The organism is Halomonas sp. (genome assembly GCF_014859505.1).
Lineage (GTDB): Bacteria > Pseudomonadota > Gammaproteobacteria > Pseudomonadales > Halomonadaceae > Halomonas.
Genome location: NZ_JACUUD010000075.1, coordinates 1 through 14,574, shown reverse-complemented (window position 1 = coordinate 14,574; position 14,574 = coordinate 1). Strand labels below are relative to the sequence as shown.

14 protein-coding genes and 1 tRNA gene are annotated in these 14,574 nt (G+C 67.7%); 12 read left to right on the top strand and 3 right to left on the bottom strand.

Going from position 1 to position 14,574, the window contains the following annotated elements; genetic code table 11:
- The 8 genes from cheY to IBX53_RS10740 form a co-directional block, all read left to right on the top strand.
- Positions 1 to 375: chemotaxis response regulator CheY (cheY, locus tag IBX53_RS10775; protein WP_290909025.1), on the top strand; the 375-nt coding region annotated here is incomplete at its 5' end.
- Positions 376 to 412: 37 nt separating this feature from the next.
- Positions 413 to 1,102: a protein phosphatase CheZ gene (gene cheZ / locus IBX53_RS10770; protein ID WP_290909023.1), complete on the top strand. Its 690-nt coding sequence runs from the start codon at positions 413 to 415 to the stop codon at positions 1,100 to 1,102.
- Positions 1,103 to 1,230: 128 nt separating this feature from the next.
- Positions 1,231 to 2,388, top strand: coding sequence for a flagellar biosynthesis protein FlhB (gene flhB / locus IBX53_RS10765; protein ID WP_290909021.1), 1,158 nt, complete (start codon positions 1,231 to 1,233; stop codon positions 2,386 to 2,388).
- The gene (flhA, locus tag IBX53_RS10760; RefSeq protein WP_290909018.1) at positions 2,385 to 4,472 is read left to right on the top strand and encodes a flagellar biosynthesis protein FlhA; all 2,088 of its coding nucleotides are present in this window, start codon (positions 2,385 to 2,387) and stop codon (positions 4,470 to 4,472) included. The genes flhB and flhA overlap by 4 nt, the downstream gene beginning before the upstream one ends.
- A 20-nt stretch (positions 4,473 to 4,492) precedes the next feature.
- Positions 4,493 to 6,676, top strand: coding sequence for a flagellar biosynthesis protein FlhF (gene flhF / locus IBX53_RS10755; protein ID WP_290909016.1), 2,184 nt, complete (start codon positions 4,493 to 4,495; stop codon positions 6,674 to 6,676).
- 7 nt (positions 6,677 to 6,683) lie between these two features.
- A complete protein-coding gene (locus IBX53_RS10750; RefSeq protein ID WP_290909014.1) occupies positions 6,684 to 7,274 on the top strand; it encodes a hypothetical protein in 591 nt (196 codons plus the stop codon).
- The gene (locus IBX53_RS10745; RefSeq protein WP_290909012.1) at positions 7,271 to 7,669 is read left to right on the top strand and encodes a flagellar protein FlhE; all 399 of its coding nucleotides are present in this window, start codon (positions 7,271 to 7,273) and stop codon (positions 7,667 to 7,669) included. Before IBX53_RS10750 ends, IBX53_RS10745 begins: the two co-directional genes overlap by 4 nt.
- A gap of 14 nt (positions 7,670 to 7,683) precedes the next feature.
- On the top strand, positions 7,684 to 8,388 hold the full coding sequence (locus IBX53_RS10740) for an RNA polymerase sigma factor FliA (RefSeq protein ID WP_290909010.1): 705 nt from the start codon (positions 7,684 to 7,686) through the stop codon (positions 8,386 to 8,388).
- 24 nt (positions 8,389 to 8,412) lie between these two features.
- Here IBX53_RS10740 and IBX53_RS10735 read toward each other — a convergent pair whose 3' ends face one another.
- Complete coding sequence (locus IBX53_RS10735) at positions 8,413 to 9,615, bottom strand: EAL and HDOD domain-containing protein (RefSeq protein ID WP_290909008.1); 1,203 nt, start codon at positions 9,613 to 9,615, stop codon at positions 8,413 to 8,415.
- A gap of 198 nt (positions 9,616 to 9,813) precedes the next feature.
- Between IBX53_RS10735 and IBX53_RS10730 the strand changes: the two genes are divergently transcribed.
- Genes IBX53_RS10730 through IBX53_RS10720 form a run of 3 tightly spaced genes read left to right on the top strand, consistent with a single transcriptional unit; the run spans position 9,814 to position 12,155 of the window.
- A complete protein-coding gene (locus IBX53_RS10730) occupies positions 9,814 to 10,629 on the top strand; it encodes a MotA/TolQ/ExbB proton channel family protein (protein ID WP_290909005.1) in 816 nt (271 codons plus the stop codon).
- Positions 10,622 to 11,320, top strand: a complete 699-nt coding sequence (locus IBX53_RS10725; RefSeq protein WP_290909003.1) for an OmpA family protein — start codon at positions 10,622 to 10,624, stop codon at positions 11,318 to 11,320. The genes IBX53_RS10730 and IBX53_RS10725 overlap by 8 nt, the downstream gene beginning before the upstream one ends.
- A gap of 58 nt (positions 11,321 to 11,378) precedes the next feature.
- Positions 11,379 to 12,155: an EAL domain-containing protein gene (locus IBX53_RS10720; protein WP_290909002.1), complete on the top strand. Its 777-nt coding sequence runs from the start codon at positions 11,379 to 11,381 to the stop codon at positions 12,153 to 12,155.
- A gap of 51 nt (positions 12,156 to 12,206) precedes the next feature.
- On the opposite strand, the gene IBX53_RS10715 is transcribed toward IBX53_RS10720, so the two are convergent.
- Both IBX53_RS10715 and IBX53_RS10710 read right to left on the bottom strand, forming a co-directional pair.
- Entirely contained in the window at positions 12,207 to 12,881 is a 675-nt protein-coding gene (locus tag IBX53_RS10715) for a hypothetical protein (protein WP_290909000.1), read from the bottom strand.
- Positions 12,882 to 13,142: 261 nt separating this feature from the next.
- A tRNA-Arg gene (locus tag IBX53_RS10710) sits at positions 13,143 to 13,219 on the bottom strand.
- A 159-nt stretch (positions 13,220 to 13,378) separates the two neighbouring features.
- Between IBX53_RS10710 and IBX53_RS10705 the strand changes: the two genes are divergently transcribed.
- The coding region (locus IBX53_RS10705) for an HlyD family efflux transporter periplasmic adaptor subunit (protein WP_290908998.1) at positions 13,379 to 14,574 on the top strand (1,196 nt) is incomplete at its 3' end.

The following is a 14,574-nucleotide window of genomic DNA, read 5'->3' as shown; positions in this document are numbered from 1 at the left end:
ATGAGCATCTTGGTAGTGGATGATTTTCCCACTATGCGGCGTATCGTGAGGAGCCTGCTCAAGGAACTGGGCTTCACCAATGTCGAGGAGGCAGAAGATGGGGCCGATGCGCTTAACAAGTTGCGCGCGGGAGCGTTTAAGTTCGTGGTTTCAGATTGGAATATGCCGAATATGGATGGCCTGGAGATGCTCAAGCAGATCCGCGCCGATGCCGCGCTCAAGGAGCTGCCGGTACTGATGGTGACCGCCGAGGCCAAGAAGGAGAACATCATCGCGGCGGCCCAGGCCGGTGCCAGCGGCTACGTGGTCAAGCCGTTCACCGCGGCGACCCTCGAGGAGAAACTCAACAAGATTTTCGAAAAACTGGGCATGTGACCATCTGGCCCTGGGGCCGACGCGAGGAGAGTAGAGCATGAGCACCGAAGACCCGAGCCAGTCGGGAGCCTCCGCTAGTAGCGATGACCTGATCCAGCGCATCGGGCAATTGACTCGTATGCTGCGTGAGAGCATGCGCGAGCTGGGGCTCGACAAGGAGATCGAGAAGGCCGCCCAAGCGATTCCGGATGCACGCGACCGGCTGAACTATGTGGCCACCATGACCGAGCAGGCGGCAGAGCGAGCGTTGAACGCCATCGACCGTGCTCAGCCTCTCCAGGAGGCCATGGGCGAGAAGGCCGAGGCGCTGGATAAGCGCTGGGCCGAGTGGTTTTCCAAACCTAAGGGGCTGGACGAGGCCCGCGAGCTGGTCATCGATACCCGCGCCTACCTGGCGGAAGTGCCGGTGCAGACCGCTGCCACCAACAAGGAGCTACTCGAGATCATGATGGCCCAGGACTTCCAGGACCTGACCGGCCAGGTCATCAAGAAGATGATGGAGATGATTCGCGAGATCGAGAGCCAGCTTGTTCAGGTGCTGATCGACAGCGTGCCCGAGGGTGAGAAGCGTGACGATATGCAGCGTATGGCCGACGACCGGCGCCACAAGGACGACAAGAAAAGCACTGATCACCTTCTCAACGGCCCGCAGATCAACTCTCATGGTGAAGATGTTGTCAGCGGCCAGGACCAGGTCGATGACCTGCTGGACCAGCTCGGATTCTGACCTCCGCTTGCGTTACGCGCCGAGAGTCGTGAAATAGCTCACGGTTTTCGGCGTTTTTTGGCGTATTGCGATTTCCCCTAACTCCCCACAATGGCCAGGGTCCGCAAGACTGTCCCCGATGAGTGGCCATGGCCGAGCAGAGCAGCGATCAGGAAAAGACCGAACCGGCGACGCCACGACGGCTGGAGAAGGCCCGGGAAGAGGGCCAGGTGGCGCGCTCCCGCGAGCTGACCACCTTCATGCTGCTGTTGGGCGGCGTCGTAGGGCTGTGGAGCCTTGGCCCGGTGCTCTACGACCAGCTGGGCATGGTGATGGAGCAGGCCTTTCTCTTCGAACGCCGCCACGCTCTTGAGACCGCCCCGATGCTCAGCCATGCCCTGGAACTGGGTCGCAGTACCCTGCTGGCGATGCTGCCGCTGTTCCTGCTGCTGGCTGTGGTGGCCTTGGTGGCGCCCGCCCTGCTTGGCGGCTGGCTGATCTCGGCCAAGTCGCTCAAGCCTCAGCTCTCCAAGCTCAACCTCTTTAAGGGGCTCAAGCGCATGTTCGGGGTTCAGGCGCTGGTGGAGCTGGCCAAGGCGATTGCCAAGTCGCTACTGGTGGGTAGTGTCGCGGTGGCCTTCCTGTGGAGCCAACTGGGCACTTATATGGGTTTGATGGACCAGCCGGTGCAGCTGGCCCTGGCCCATGCGCTGCAGCTGGCGGCACTGGCCTGCGGCCTGATCGTGTTGGCCCTGCTGGTGGTGATCCTGATCGACGTGCCCTATCAGCTATGGAGCCATGCCAAGAAGATGCGCATGAGCAAGGAGGAGGTCAAACGTGAGCACAAGGAATCCGAGGGTGACCCCCATATCAAGGCGCGAATTCGTCAGCAGCAGCAGGCCATGGCACGCGGCCGCATGATGAGCAAGGTGCCGGAGGCCGACGTCATCATCACCAATCCCACCCACTATGCGGTGGCGCTCGCCTATGACGAGGCCGGTATGGCGGCCCCCAGGGTGGTGGCCAAGGGCGCGGACCTGGTCGCCGCCCGCATCCGTGAGCTGGGCGACGAGCATGGGGTGCCGCGCCTGGAGGCGCCGCCCCTGGCGCGTGCCCTTTACCACCATGTAGACCTCGATGCCGAGATCCCCGAAGCCCTCTATACCGCTGTGGCCGAGGTGATGGCCTGGGCCTTCCGGCTACGCCGCGTTGCCGAGGAGGGCGGTGAGGCGCCGCCGCGGCCCGAGGCGCTGCCCGTCCCCGAGTCGCTGGACATGCCCCCGGGTGAGCAGGGGGCGGCCACATGAGGGCCTTCAGCCAGTACCTCTCGACGAGCTGGGCCGGGGGTAGCCAGATGAAGCTGCTGGCCGGGCCCCTGCTGATCCTGTTCGTGATGGCGATGCTGATCCTGCCGCTGCCCCCCATCGCGCTGGATCTGTTCTTTACCTTCAACATCGCGCTGGCGGTGATGGTGCTGCTGGTCAGCATGTTTACCCAGAAGCCGCTGGATTTCGCCGCCTTTCCCGCGGTGCTGCTGTTCACCACCCTGCTGCGCCTGTCGCTGAACGTGGCCTCGACCCGGGTGATCCTGATGGAGGGGCACCAGGGTGGCGACTCCGCCGGCAAGGTGATCGAGGCCTTCGGCCAGTTCCTGGTGGGCGGCAACTTCGCCGTAGGCCTGGTGGTCTTCCTGATCCTGATTGTCATCAACTTCATGGTTATCACCAAGGGCGCCGGGCGCATCGCCGAGGTGGGCGCCCGCTTCATGCTGGACGCCATGCCCGGCAAGCAGATGGCCATCGACGCCGACCTCAACGCCGGCCTGATCGGCGAGGAGGATGCCCGCAAGCGCCGTGCCGAGGTCGCTCAGGAGGCGGACTTCTACGGCTCCATGGACGGTGCCAGCAAGTTCGTGCGCGGCGACGCCATGGCCGGCCTGGTGATCATGGTGGTCAATGTCATCGGCGGCCTGCTCATCGGCATGCTCCAGCATGACATGGGCTTCGCCGATGCGGCGCGTACCTATACCCTGATGACCATCGGCGATGGCCTGGTGGCACAGATCCCGGCGCTGGTGATCTCCACGGCCGCGGGCGTGACGGTTTCCCGGGTCAACACCGATAACGGTGAGGACGTGGGTCAACAGATGCTCAGCCAGCTCTTCACCAACCCCCAGGTGATGATCCTGGCGGCCGCGGTGATGGGGCTGCTGGGCCTGGTGCCCGGGATGCCCAACTTCGTCTTCCTGTTCTTTACCGCGCTGCTGGGCGGGCTGGCCTGGGCCCTGATCCGCCGCCAGAGCCGCCAGGAGGTGGAGCAGGCGCTGGCAGAGACCGAGGCGATTCCGTCGCCGGAGGCACCGGAGGCGAGCTGGGATGACGTGCAGCTGGTCGATACCCTGGGGCTCGAGGTGGGCCACCGCCTGATTCCGCTGGTGGATCAGCGCCAGGAGGGGGAGCTCTTGAGCCGCATCAAGGGGGTGCGCAAGAAATTTGCCCAGGAGGTGGGCTTCCTGCCGCCGGTGGTGCATATCCGCGACAACCTGGAGCTGGGCCCCTCCACCTATGTGATCACCCTCAAGGGCGCCGAGATCGGCCGCGCCGAGGCCTTCCCGGGCAAGTGGCTGGCCATCGATCCGGGGCAGGTCACCGGCGAGCTTGCCGGCACCGTCACCACCGACCCGGCGTTCGGTCTGCCGGCGGTATGGATCGACGCCGGCCAGCGCGAGCATGCCCAGGTCTATGGCTACACCGTGGTGGATGCCAGCACCGTGGTGGCGACGCACCTCAATCATCTGATGCACCGCCATGCCGGCGATATGCTGGGTCGCGGAGAGGTGCAGAAGCTGCTCGACCGTCTGGGCGAGGATCAGAAGTCGCTGGTGGAAGAGGTGGTGCCCAAGCTGGTGTCGCTGACCGTCTTCCAGCGCATCCTGCACAACCTGCTCGAGGAGGAGGTCTCGATTCGCGACCTGCGCACCATCCTCGATACCCTGGCCGAGCATGCCGGCCCCCAGTCGGATGCCGGGGAGCTCACCGCTCAGGTGCGCATCGGCCTCGGGCGCAGCATCGTGCAGCAGTGGTTCGGGGCAGAGCCCGAGATCCGCGTGATCGGGCTGGAGGCGCAGCTCGAGCAGGTGCTGATGCAGGCCATGAGCGGCAACGGCGCCCTGGAGCCTGGCCTCGCCGATACCCTGATGGCGCAGGCGGAGCAGGCGCTGTCGCGTCAGGAGGCCAGCGGCGAGGCCCCGGTGCTGGTGGTTCAGCACAGCCTGCGCCCGGTGCTGGCCCGCTTCCTGAGGCGCAGGCTGCGCCATCTGGCGGTCATTTCCCAGGCCGAGATTCCCGACGACCGCACCCTGCGTGTGACGCAGCTGGTGGGGGGACGCTGAGATGAGAGGTTGCTGACAGCATGAGCGTGATGCGATTCACTGGCGCCAACAGCCGGGAGGCGATGCGCCAGGTGCGGGCCAGGCTGGGCGATGAGGCCCTGATCCTGGCCAACCGGCACACCGAGCAGGGCGTCGAGATCCTCGCCATGGCCGACGCGGGAGGCGAAGCCTCCCCGGCGATGGCGCCTGCCGAGCCGCCCGCGCCAGTTCAGGCGCCGCCCCTTGCGTCGGTTCAGGCGCCGCACGAAGCGCCAGCGCCGCGCCCGCCCGAGGCGGACGTGCCGAAACCGGAGGAGGCCTTCCAGGCGATGAGCGCCCGCCTGCTGGCGGAGATGCAGGAGATGCGCAGCCTGCTGGCCGTCCAGCGCGCCGAGGTGCCGCCTCCGTCGCGCCAGCAGCGGCTGGCCCAGTGGCTGCTCGAGGCGGGCTTCTCGCGCACGGTCAGCGAGGAGGTACTGGCGGGGCTGCCGGATAGCCTGGCGCACGACGACGAGGCGGCCTGGCTGGTGAGTCGCCTGGCCGCGCGTCTGCCGGTGGAGGAGGACGAGCTGGCGCTGCTGGACCGCGAAGGCATCGTCGCCCTGGTGGGCCCCACCGGGGTGGGCAAGACCACCACCGCGGCCAAGCTCGCCGCCCGCTTCGTGATGCGCCATGGCCCCGAATCGGTGGCGCTGGTCTCCACCGATGGCTTTCGTATCGGCGCCCATGAGCAGCTGCGGATCTACGCCGAGCTGCTGGGCGTTCCCATGCATGGCCTGGCGCTCGACCAGCCCCTGGAGGCGCTGCTGCCGGCCCTGGCCGACAAGCGCTTCGTGATCGTCGATACCGTGGGCATGAGCCAGCGTGACCAGCGGGTGATCGAACAGCTGGCGAGGCTGCAGGGAGGCGCGCCGGTGCGTCCGCTGCTGCTGCTCAATGCCGCCAGCCAGCCGGAGGCGCTTGAGGAGGTCATCACCAACTATCGGCAGGCGGCCCGTGCCGCGGGCATGCGCCTGGATGACTGCCTGATCAGCAAGCATGATGAGGCGGGGCGCCTGGGGCCGCTGCTCGACGCCCTGATGCGCCACGGCCTGCGCCTGCTTCAGGTTGCCCACGGCCAGCGCGTTCCCGAGGACCTGGTGGTCATGGATGCGCCCACGCTGGTCGGCCAGGCGCTGGCGGTGCGCAGCCCTTCGGTTCGGCCGGAGCCCCCGGCCGCCGCGGCCCTGCTGCTGGGGCAGGGGCGGCGCCTCGCCACGCTGTTTACGACCCTGCGCGAGCGGCTGCCAGGCTTTGCCGACCTGGAACGGGCCTGGCAGCTGGCCGGCGTGCCGCCCAGCCTGCAGTCAGATCGCCTTGCTGCGCTGCTTGGGCAGGCCCTGCCGCCGAGTGGCAGCCGGATCTGGATGCCCCGTACCCGCGTGCGCGGCGAGGCCTGGTCCCAGCCGGATCTTCAACTGGATGCCGCGGGGCAGTGGTCGGCCCTGCCGCTGCCGCAGCACCTGGCCCCCGCGGGGGAGCTGGAGCGGCTGGTGGCCGCCGAGGCCGCGGGCTCGCTCGGTGCACACCTGCTGGCAGGGCTGCCCGGCAGCGAGGTGCGGGCCTGGCTTGCCGAGCGGCAGCGGGACTGGGTCGCCCAGGTGCGGGGATCCCAGCGCGTCGAGGTCGACGGTGAGCGCCGGCCGCTGGCTGCTCTGGCGAACACGATGACCACCCGGCAGCCGCGCACGCTGCGCTGGCGGGGCCGCGAGGCCCAGCTGCGGCTGGCCGCCTGTGCGGTGAGCCTGGGGCGCGGAGAGGAGAGTGGGCTGCGTGCCTGGGCGGGCGAGCTGGTGGACGCCTACAGCGGACGCGTGCTCAAGCGCGGATTCTGGCTGGCGCCGGAGCGCTTGCGCGGTCGCGCCGTCCCCCTGCTGGTGACCCAGTGGCAGAGTGACGTGCTGCCGGCCCTGACGCGGCGTGCCAATCGCCGGCTCGTCGAGGCGGACCCGGCCATGGCGCCGGCGCTGCGACTCACCCTGGCCGCCGGCCTGGCGAGCGTGGCCATTCAGCTCGAGGCCAGCGACGAGGCCTGGACGCTCTCCTTGCGCGGAGAGCTGATGGCGCTGCTGGCCGGTAGGAAGCGCTGCAGTGCCGAGACACTGCTCGAAGCGCTGCTGCAGCTGGGCCTTGCCCGCGAGGCGCTGCGCGAACTTGGAACCGTCGGGCTTGAGGGGCTGCGCTGATATGGGCATGGATCAGGCCTCCGGGCTTCGACAGTGGGCCTCTCAACAGGAAAGGGACCAGCAGGAAAGGGACAGCCACGCCTGTCCGACCCATGTGGCCGAGGCGCTGATGGCGCTGGCCAGGCAGGTACCTGCCACGAGCCGGGTGTCATCGGCACGCCAGGGGGCGTCGCCGACCCGTGAAGGGGTGCCGCCGGTGTCGGCTCGCTCCGGTACTCGACGCCAGGCGACCACCCTGCTGGTCGTTGGCCTGCCCGCGCGCCAGCTGGGGCGAGCTCGTGACCTGCTGACGCACTGGCGTGGCCAGGGGCGCCGCTGGATCGGTGACCCCGAGGGCTGGCAGCTGGTGCCGGTGGCGGCGGAGAGCTCCCATCTGCCGCTGCTGGCATCACAGCAATCACACTGGGCCCTCTGGGTGGAAGTGGACGCCGAGAGCTTTCGGCGGGCCTGGCGGCTGCTGTTGTCCCTGGCCGAAGCCGGCGGGCCTCGCCAGCTCCTGCTGATGCACCCGCCAGGCCTGCGTCGTCGTGGCCTGCTGGATAACCTGCAACAGGCCGCCGCCCACTATCTGGGCATCGAGCTGGTGGTGCTGGCATGAGGGCCCCGGCGTGGGGTCTCATGCTGGCGCTGGCCTGGCTGGCGCCGGCGGCGCAAACCCTGGCCGCCGGCAGCTGGGTCGGCCAGGCCGGGCCGGTCAGGGCCGTGATGGCAGAACGTAGCGTGGCCTCTGCGCCCATGCCGGCTCCTTCTGCGGTGAAGGCAGGTGTCATCGAGGAGGTCCGCTGGCGCTATGGGGTGCCAGCCGGCAAGGAGGTGCAGGGTTGGCTCTGCCATCCTGTCGGCTGTGCGGAGCTCGCTTCGCTGGCTGGCACCAGCCGCGCGCTGTCAGGGTTGCCCGCGACGACGCCCCTGCATTTCCGTTTCGCCCTGGCCCCGGGCCAGCGTGCAGCGGTGCAGGTCGGCGACCTCCAGGTCATCGTCAACTATCGGTAAGGCAGGCGAACGGGATGTATACCGCCAAGGGCAAGATCCAACAGAACGAGCTGCTGACCCAGTACCTGCCCCTGGTGAGACGCCAGGCGCTGGCACTGCAGGTACGGTTGCCGGCCAGCATCGAGCTCGATGACTTGATCCAGGCCGGCACGATGGGGCTGCTGGAAGCCCTTGGACGCTTCGACGCGGGGCATGGGGCCAGCTTCGCCACCTTTGCCAGCCAGCGTATCCGCGGTGCGATGCTGGACGAGCTGCGTAGCCGTGACTGGCTGCCGCGCAGCGTTCGGCGCAACGCGCGTGCCGTGGATGAGGCGGTGAGACGCCTCGAACAGAGCTTCGGCAGGCCCGCCGAGGAGCACGAGATCGCCGCCGAGCTCTCGATGGATCTCGCCGACTACCGACAGCTGTTGAGCGATACCAACAGCGGTCAGCTACTGCCCTTCGAGGAGTTGGTGGCCGAGGGGCATGAGCAGGGGTTCGATAGCCCTCAGCGCAGCACTCCCTTCACCGAGCTGGTCGATCACGAGCAGCGCGAACGGCTGGTGGCGGCCATCGCCGCGCTTCCCGAGCGCGAGAAGCTGCTGATGGCGCTCTACTATCAGGAAGAGCTCAACCTCAAGGAGATCGGGGCGGTGCTGGGCGTGACCGAGTCACGGGTGTGTCAGTTGCACAGCCAGGCGGTGAGTCGGCTGCGGGCCCAGCTCCGCGACCAGGGCTGAGGGGCTTTCCCCCTCACACTGGCTCTAGAGGTGGCTCATCAGGGCGTCGGCCTGCTCCATGGCCTCCAGGTAGCAGCGCTTGAGCTGATCGCCACTGACCCGCTCGTCTGGCTCTGCTTCGAGCCCCTCCTGCTCCTCGGCCAGCGTCAGCAGGGCTCCCAGGTGTCCCTCCCGTGACTTCAGGGCAGCGCTCAGGCTTTCATTCATGGGCAGTTCGTCCAGCAATTCCTCCTGGGACTCCTCCAGCAGCGGCCCCATCAGCGAGAACAGCCCCGCCGTGAAGGCCTCCTCGGGGTCGATGCTCTGGAAGGGGGCGGCGAGGTTGCAGCACATGTAGGCACGGATCAGCGCCATGCGGATCCTGAGTTTGGAGGAGGGCAGATCGCCGGCCAGCGACAGGGTCATCACCAGCCGTCGCAGTTCATTCAGGCCCAGCAGCGGGATGGCCCGCCTCAGATCCGCCGCCTGGCCGCTGGCGTGAGAGAAGTGAACGGAGTTGGCCCGGCGCAGCACGGCGACGTGCAGGTGTGGCATCTGCAGGATCAGCTCGTAGAGTCGTTGCAGTTCCACATCCTCGCGGTACAGCTCATTGACCAGGCGCAGCTGGGCGGCCCGGTTGCCATGGCGCCCCCGGGGCCGCGACGCATAGAACGCAGGCTCGGCCAGGTAGCGCCCGTCGAAGTAGTGGCAGTGGAGCTGCTGATAGCGCTCCAGGCCCTCGGCATCGCTGATGCTGTCGGCGAACAGGCGCGAGCCGCGCAGGCGCAGGGCCCGGAGCACATCCTCGTCCAGCTCGTCGGGGTGGCTGAGTCTCACCAGGTTGGCCAGGGGCGCCAGGGTGGGAATGTTGCCGCGTAGGCTCGAGCCGTGAATCAGCAGGCGGTAGCCGCGCTCTCGCACCTGGGCAAGGCGCTCGAGCACGGTATCGTTGATTTCAAGACGCCGCGGCACGCCGATGATGATCTGGCTGGCCGGGGAGGGCAGCAGGTCCGGCCGCTCGAGCCACTCCTCGGGAAGGTCGACGACCAGGTCGCGCTGGCCCAGCCGGCTGCGCTCATCCAGCTCGTAGATGGCCGTTGCCAGGGCCCTGGCAACGGCCACTTCGGGAACGTCTCCGGCCTCCACCTGATGGCGATAGAGAAGACGGTCGGCAACGTGATGTCCCTCGGCGTCATGAATGGGCTGGAGGGCGACGCCGAAGGCGTGGCTGTCGGGCTGGTGTGTCATGGGGCTCTCCCTGTCGTTCCCTGCGTTAGCTGCCGGCCATTCTCCCGGAACCTCCAGGCCCGGGGCGGCCGTTGGCTGCCAGAATATCACCGCGGTAGGCGCTTTGCGCCGCTAAAGAAGGGCCCGCGGCTGCCGATATGACTCCTGTCCCTGTGTTCGCTTTTCTGACCTTTTTCCTTATCCGGCAAGGAGCCGTGCATGAATCCGTCGACGCTTATCGGTATCTTCGCCAGCTGTGTGCTGCTGGCCAGCGTCCTGTTCTTCACGGCGGAGTCGCCCCAGAGCTTTCTGAACCTGCCGGGCCTGGCCATCGTGCTGGCCGGCACCATGGCGGCGACTTTCATCAGCTACCCCCTCAAGGAGGTGGTGCGGGTGGTGCGGCTGGTCGGCATCGTGTTCCGGCGCGAGAATACCTATTCCCGCGACGACATCAGGGAACTGGTGGACATGTCCCGGCTCTGGTTCAAGGGCGACGTGCGTGCCGTGGAGGAGGCCCTGGAGAATACCCGCAACCCCTTCCTGCGCACGGGTATCCAGCTGGTCATCGCCAACACCAAGGCGGATGAGATCTACGACCTGCTGAGCTGGCGTATCGCCCGCCTTCGGGCCCGCGAGCAGGCCGAGGCGCAGATATTCCGCACCATGGCGACCTATGCCCCCGCCTTCGGCATGATCGGCACCCTGGTGGGGCTGGTGAACATGCTGGAAGTCATGGAGGCCGGCGACCTGCATGTAATCGGTCCTCGCATGGCGGTGGCACTACTGACCACCTTCTACGGCATCCTCCTGGCCAACCTGGTGTTCAAGCCCATCGCGGTGAAGCTCGAGCGGCGCACCGAAGAGCGCCTGATCGCCATGAACATGGTGCTCGAGGGGATCTCCCTGATCACCAAGCGCCGCCTGCCCTCCTTTATCGAGGAGACCCTCAACTCCTTCGTGGCCAACTATCACGACGAGATCCGTGAGCCCGGCAAGCCGCGGCCGCGTGGCGGTGAGGCGAGCCAGAATGCTTGATCGCAATGTCAGGGAGGTGCTGGCTCCCGGCAGTGCGGGGGAGGGCGACGGGGAGTCCTGGCTGGTCAGCTACCTCGACGTGCTCACGCTGCTGATCACGCTGTTCGTGCTGCTGCTCTCCATGGCGGGCAATGGCCTGGCAGTGACCGGGAGCGAGCACGGTGGCGAGTCCACCCGGCAGATCTCGCCGGTGGCGCAGTCGGCCGCGATTGCCGTGGCGGGGGGGCTGGGCCCCATGGCGACCGGCATCCAGCCGCGCCATGATGGGCTGCAGCCGCGCTTCCAGGGGCTGGAGATCGAAGGGGTCAGCGTCGACCAGAGCGCCCAGGGCATCACCCTGCGCATCGATGACAACCTGCTCTTCGCCAGTGGCCAGGCCGAGCTGATTGCCGGCGCGGACCGGGTGCTGCAGCGCCTGGTGGAGCTGATTCAGGAGTTCGATGGCGATGTCTCGGTGGAGGGGCACACCGACAGCATTCCCATCGCCACGGCCCGCTTCCCCTCCAACTGGGAGCTTGCCACCGCCCGGGCCATCTCGGTGCTGCGCTACCTGTCGGGTGCCGGCGTCGAGGAGGCGCGCCTGCGCGCGATCGGTTATGCGGATACCAGGCCCCTGGAAAGCAATGCGACCGCCGAGGGCCGAACGGCCAACCGGCGGGTGGAGCTGCTGCTTCACCAGCAGCCACGCTGACATGACGATATCCAGATAACGAAAGACAGACGGCGCTGAGGGCCGAGCAGGGGGAAGAATGAATCATTGTGCACGCGTGGCGGGACACTGCGGCCGCTGCGATGTCGAGCTGCCTTTCGACTTCACCATGGCTTTCCAGCCGATCATCGACCTCGCCACGGCGCGAACCACGACCTTCGAGGCGCTGGTACGAGGGCCCAATGGGGAGTCGGCCTGGAGCGTACTCTCCAAGGTGACCGATCAGCTGATGTACCGCTTCGACCAGGCGTGTCGGGTCAGGGCGATCGAGATGGCCAGTGAACTGCAGATGCAGGAGCGGCTCTCCATCAACTTCCTGCCCAATGCGGTCTACGAACCGGAGGCCTGCATTCAGGCCACGCTGGAAGTCTCCCAGCGGGTGGGCTGGCCAACGGACAAGCTGGTCTTCGAGTTCACCGAGACGGAGCGGGTGACCGACCAGGCGCATCTCAAGCACATCATCGACAGCTACCGTAGCATGGGCTTCACCACGGCCCTCGACGACTTCGGCAACGGCTACGCCAATCTGGACCTGCTCACCCAGCTGGAGCCCGACAAGCTGAAGATCGACCGTGAGCTGGTCATGGGGTGTGATCAGGACCGGCGACGTCAGGCGCTGCTGAGGGCGGTTCGGGGCCTGGCCACGGAGTTGAAACTCGAGCTTATCGCCGAGGGAGTGGAGACCCGCGAAGAGGCTCTGTGGCTGGCGAGATCGGGAATTGTGCGGCAGCAGGGGTTCTTCTATGCTCGGCCCGCGGTGGCCTCGCTGGGTGAGGATCTCGGCCCGCGGCTGCGAGAGCTGCAGCAGGTCATCTGAAGAGGATGAGCCGGGGCAGGCCGCCCCTGAAGGTTGGCCTGCCTGGCTACGTCAGGCCGTCAGGGTTTCCCCGAGGAGCGCAAGCACCGGCGCCAGTTGGCTGGGGTGAAGCACCAGCAGGTGTTCGCCGGAAGCGGCATCCGCCGGGGTGATTACCGCGAACTCTCCCTCCTCGAGGTGAAATTCATGCAGCTCGCGCTCGCCGGCCGGTAGGCTTATACGGCTCGCTCGGTAGGAGTCATCCTCGCCGTAGGTCAGGCGGTGGTAGGCCTTGAACAGCGTGTAGAGCCACAGGCCACCCCGGAAGCCCGGCCAGCGGGACGGCGTCTGGCGGGTCTGCTGGTCAAGTGTCAGGCCTTCCGCTTCGGCAACCCGAATGGCCTCGGCCAGGGGGGCGGCGAGCAGATCCCCCGCTGTGCCTGGCCAGGGCGTTAACTCCTCCAGGGCACGCCGGTGGAGCGCTTCGATGTCGCGCAGCTCCTCCAGGGTAGCGATGGGGTAGTCGCTGTGGCGCAGCTCCACCGGGTCACAGCCACCGTTCTCCCAGCCGTGAATCACGCGCAGGATCAGCTGTCTCCCGGCGAGCGGGCGGCCGATGAGCGCCTGCATGGCGACCCTGAGATGCAGCAGGCGCTCCGTGGTCATGTTGTCGAAGGCGCTGTAGGGATCGACGAAGATCCCGTGCAACTGGCCTGGCGCATGTTCCTTGGCTTCGGTATAGGGCATCCGCTGGGTTCCAACGTCTGGTGCAGGTAAAGGGGTTCGAACGACCGTCAATGCTTGATTAGCGTTTATCGGCGTCTTCGAGCGCAACTTTAATTCTACCGCCGGTTTAGGCATTGGGCCGACAGAGCGGAGGGGGACTGAATCTCGCGCAGGGATTCGATGCCGAGTGGCCCTTGCAGGCTGAGGGGGCGTACTGGAGAGGGCGAGAGGAGAGCCGAGCGAGCCGGCGCTGGCTAGATGAGCGCAAGCCGTTGAACAGGCTGGCGCCCCCTTCAGGATTCGAACCTGAGACCTTCCCCTTAGGAGGGGGACGCTCTATCCAGCTGAGCTAAGGGGGCCAAGCGCTGCGCATTATAGGGAAAGTCGGCGGCGAGTGAAACCGCCCGGGGCGGCCAGAGGCTGCTGTGTTACCTTGCCGCAGCCTGAGCAGGCGGCGTTCGTGGCAGCCCCGCGGCAGCGTATAGTAGTCCTCGCTAATCACCGGCACGGATGTCCCCATGTTCAAACGCCTGCTTCCCCTCCTGTTGATTGCCCTCGGCGTGGCCGGCTTCATGGCCCTGCGCCTGACCCGGCCGGAGCCGCCGCCGGCGGTGCCCCAGGAGCGCAGCTGGCGCGTCGAGGCGTTGACGGTGGCCCACGGCGAGCACGTGCCGGTGCTGCCGCTGTTCGGCGAGATGGTGGCGCCTGAGCGGGTCAGCCTGGTGGCGCCCATCGCTGCCCGGGTGGCCGAGCGCCCGGTGCGTGACGGCCAGCGGGTGACCGAGGGCGCGCTGCTGGTGGCCCTGGATGACGCCGACCTGCTGCCGCCGCTGCGCCAGGCCGAGGCGGAGGTGGCTGACTTTGAGGCCCAGGTGGAGAACGAGCGCCTCCGCCACGACAACGACCGCCAGGCCCTGGCTCGGGAGAGCGAGATCCTGGACAGCGCGAATCGCCAGCTGGAGCGCTACCGTTCGCTGGTGGAGCGCAACCTGACCTCCCGGGCGGATCTCGATACCGCCCGCGACGCCGTGGCCCGGGCCAGGCTCAGCGTGACCACCCGCGAGAGTGCGGTGGCCGAGCACCCCTCTCGCCTGGCCAGCCTGGAGGCCCGCCTGGCCCGCGCCCGGGCCACCCTCGAGACGGCCAGGCGGGATCGGGAGCGTGGCCGGGTGCTGGCGCCCTTCGATGGCGTGGTGACCGGCGTGGCGGTGGCCCCGGGTGATCAGGTGGCGGCCCGGGCGCCGCTGCTTTCGCTCTACCCGGACGAGGGGTTGGAACTGCGCGCGCGAGTGCCCCATCGCTACCAGGCGGAGCTGGCGGCGAGCCTTGCCCGCGGCGACTCGCTTGCCGCCGTCGCCGAGGAGGGCGGCCAGCGCTTCGTGCTGTCGGGCCTGGCCGGCGATAGCGACCCCGCCGGCACCGAGGCGATACTGGCGCTGGATGGGGAGGCCTCCGGGCTGCGCCCCGGGGCGCTGGTCGCGGTGCTGCTGGAGCGCCCGGCGGTGTCGCACACCCTGGCGGTCCCCTTCGCCGCCCTGCACGGCAGCGACCTGCTCTACCGCATCGATGACGACGGGCGGCTCGAGCGAGCGCGGGTCGAGCGCCTGGGCGAGACCCTGGGCCCCGACGGCGAGCGCTGGCTGCTGGTGCGTGCCCCTGGCCTGGCCGCGGGGGACCGGGTGATCGCCACCCACCTGCCCAACGCCATGCAGGG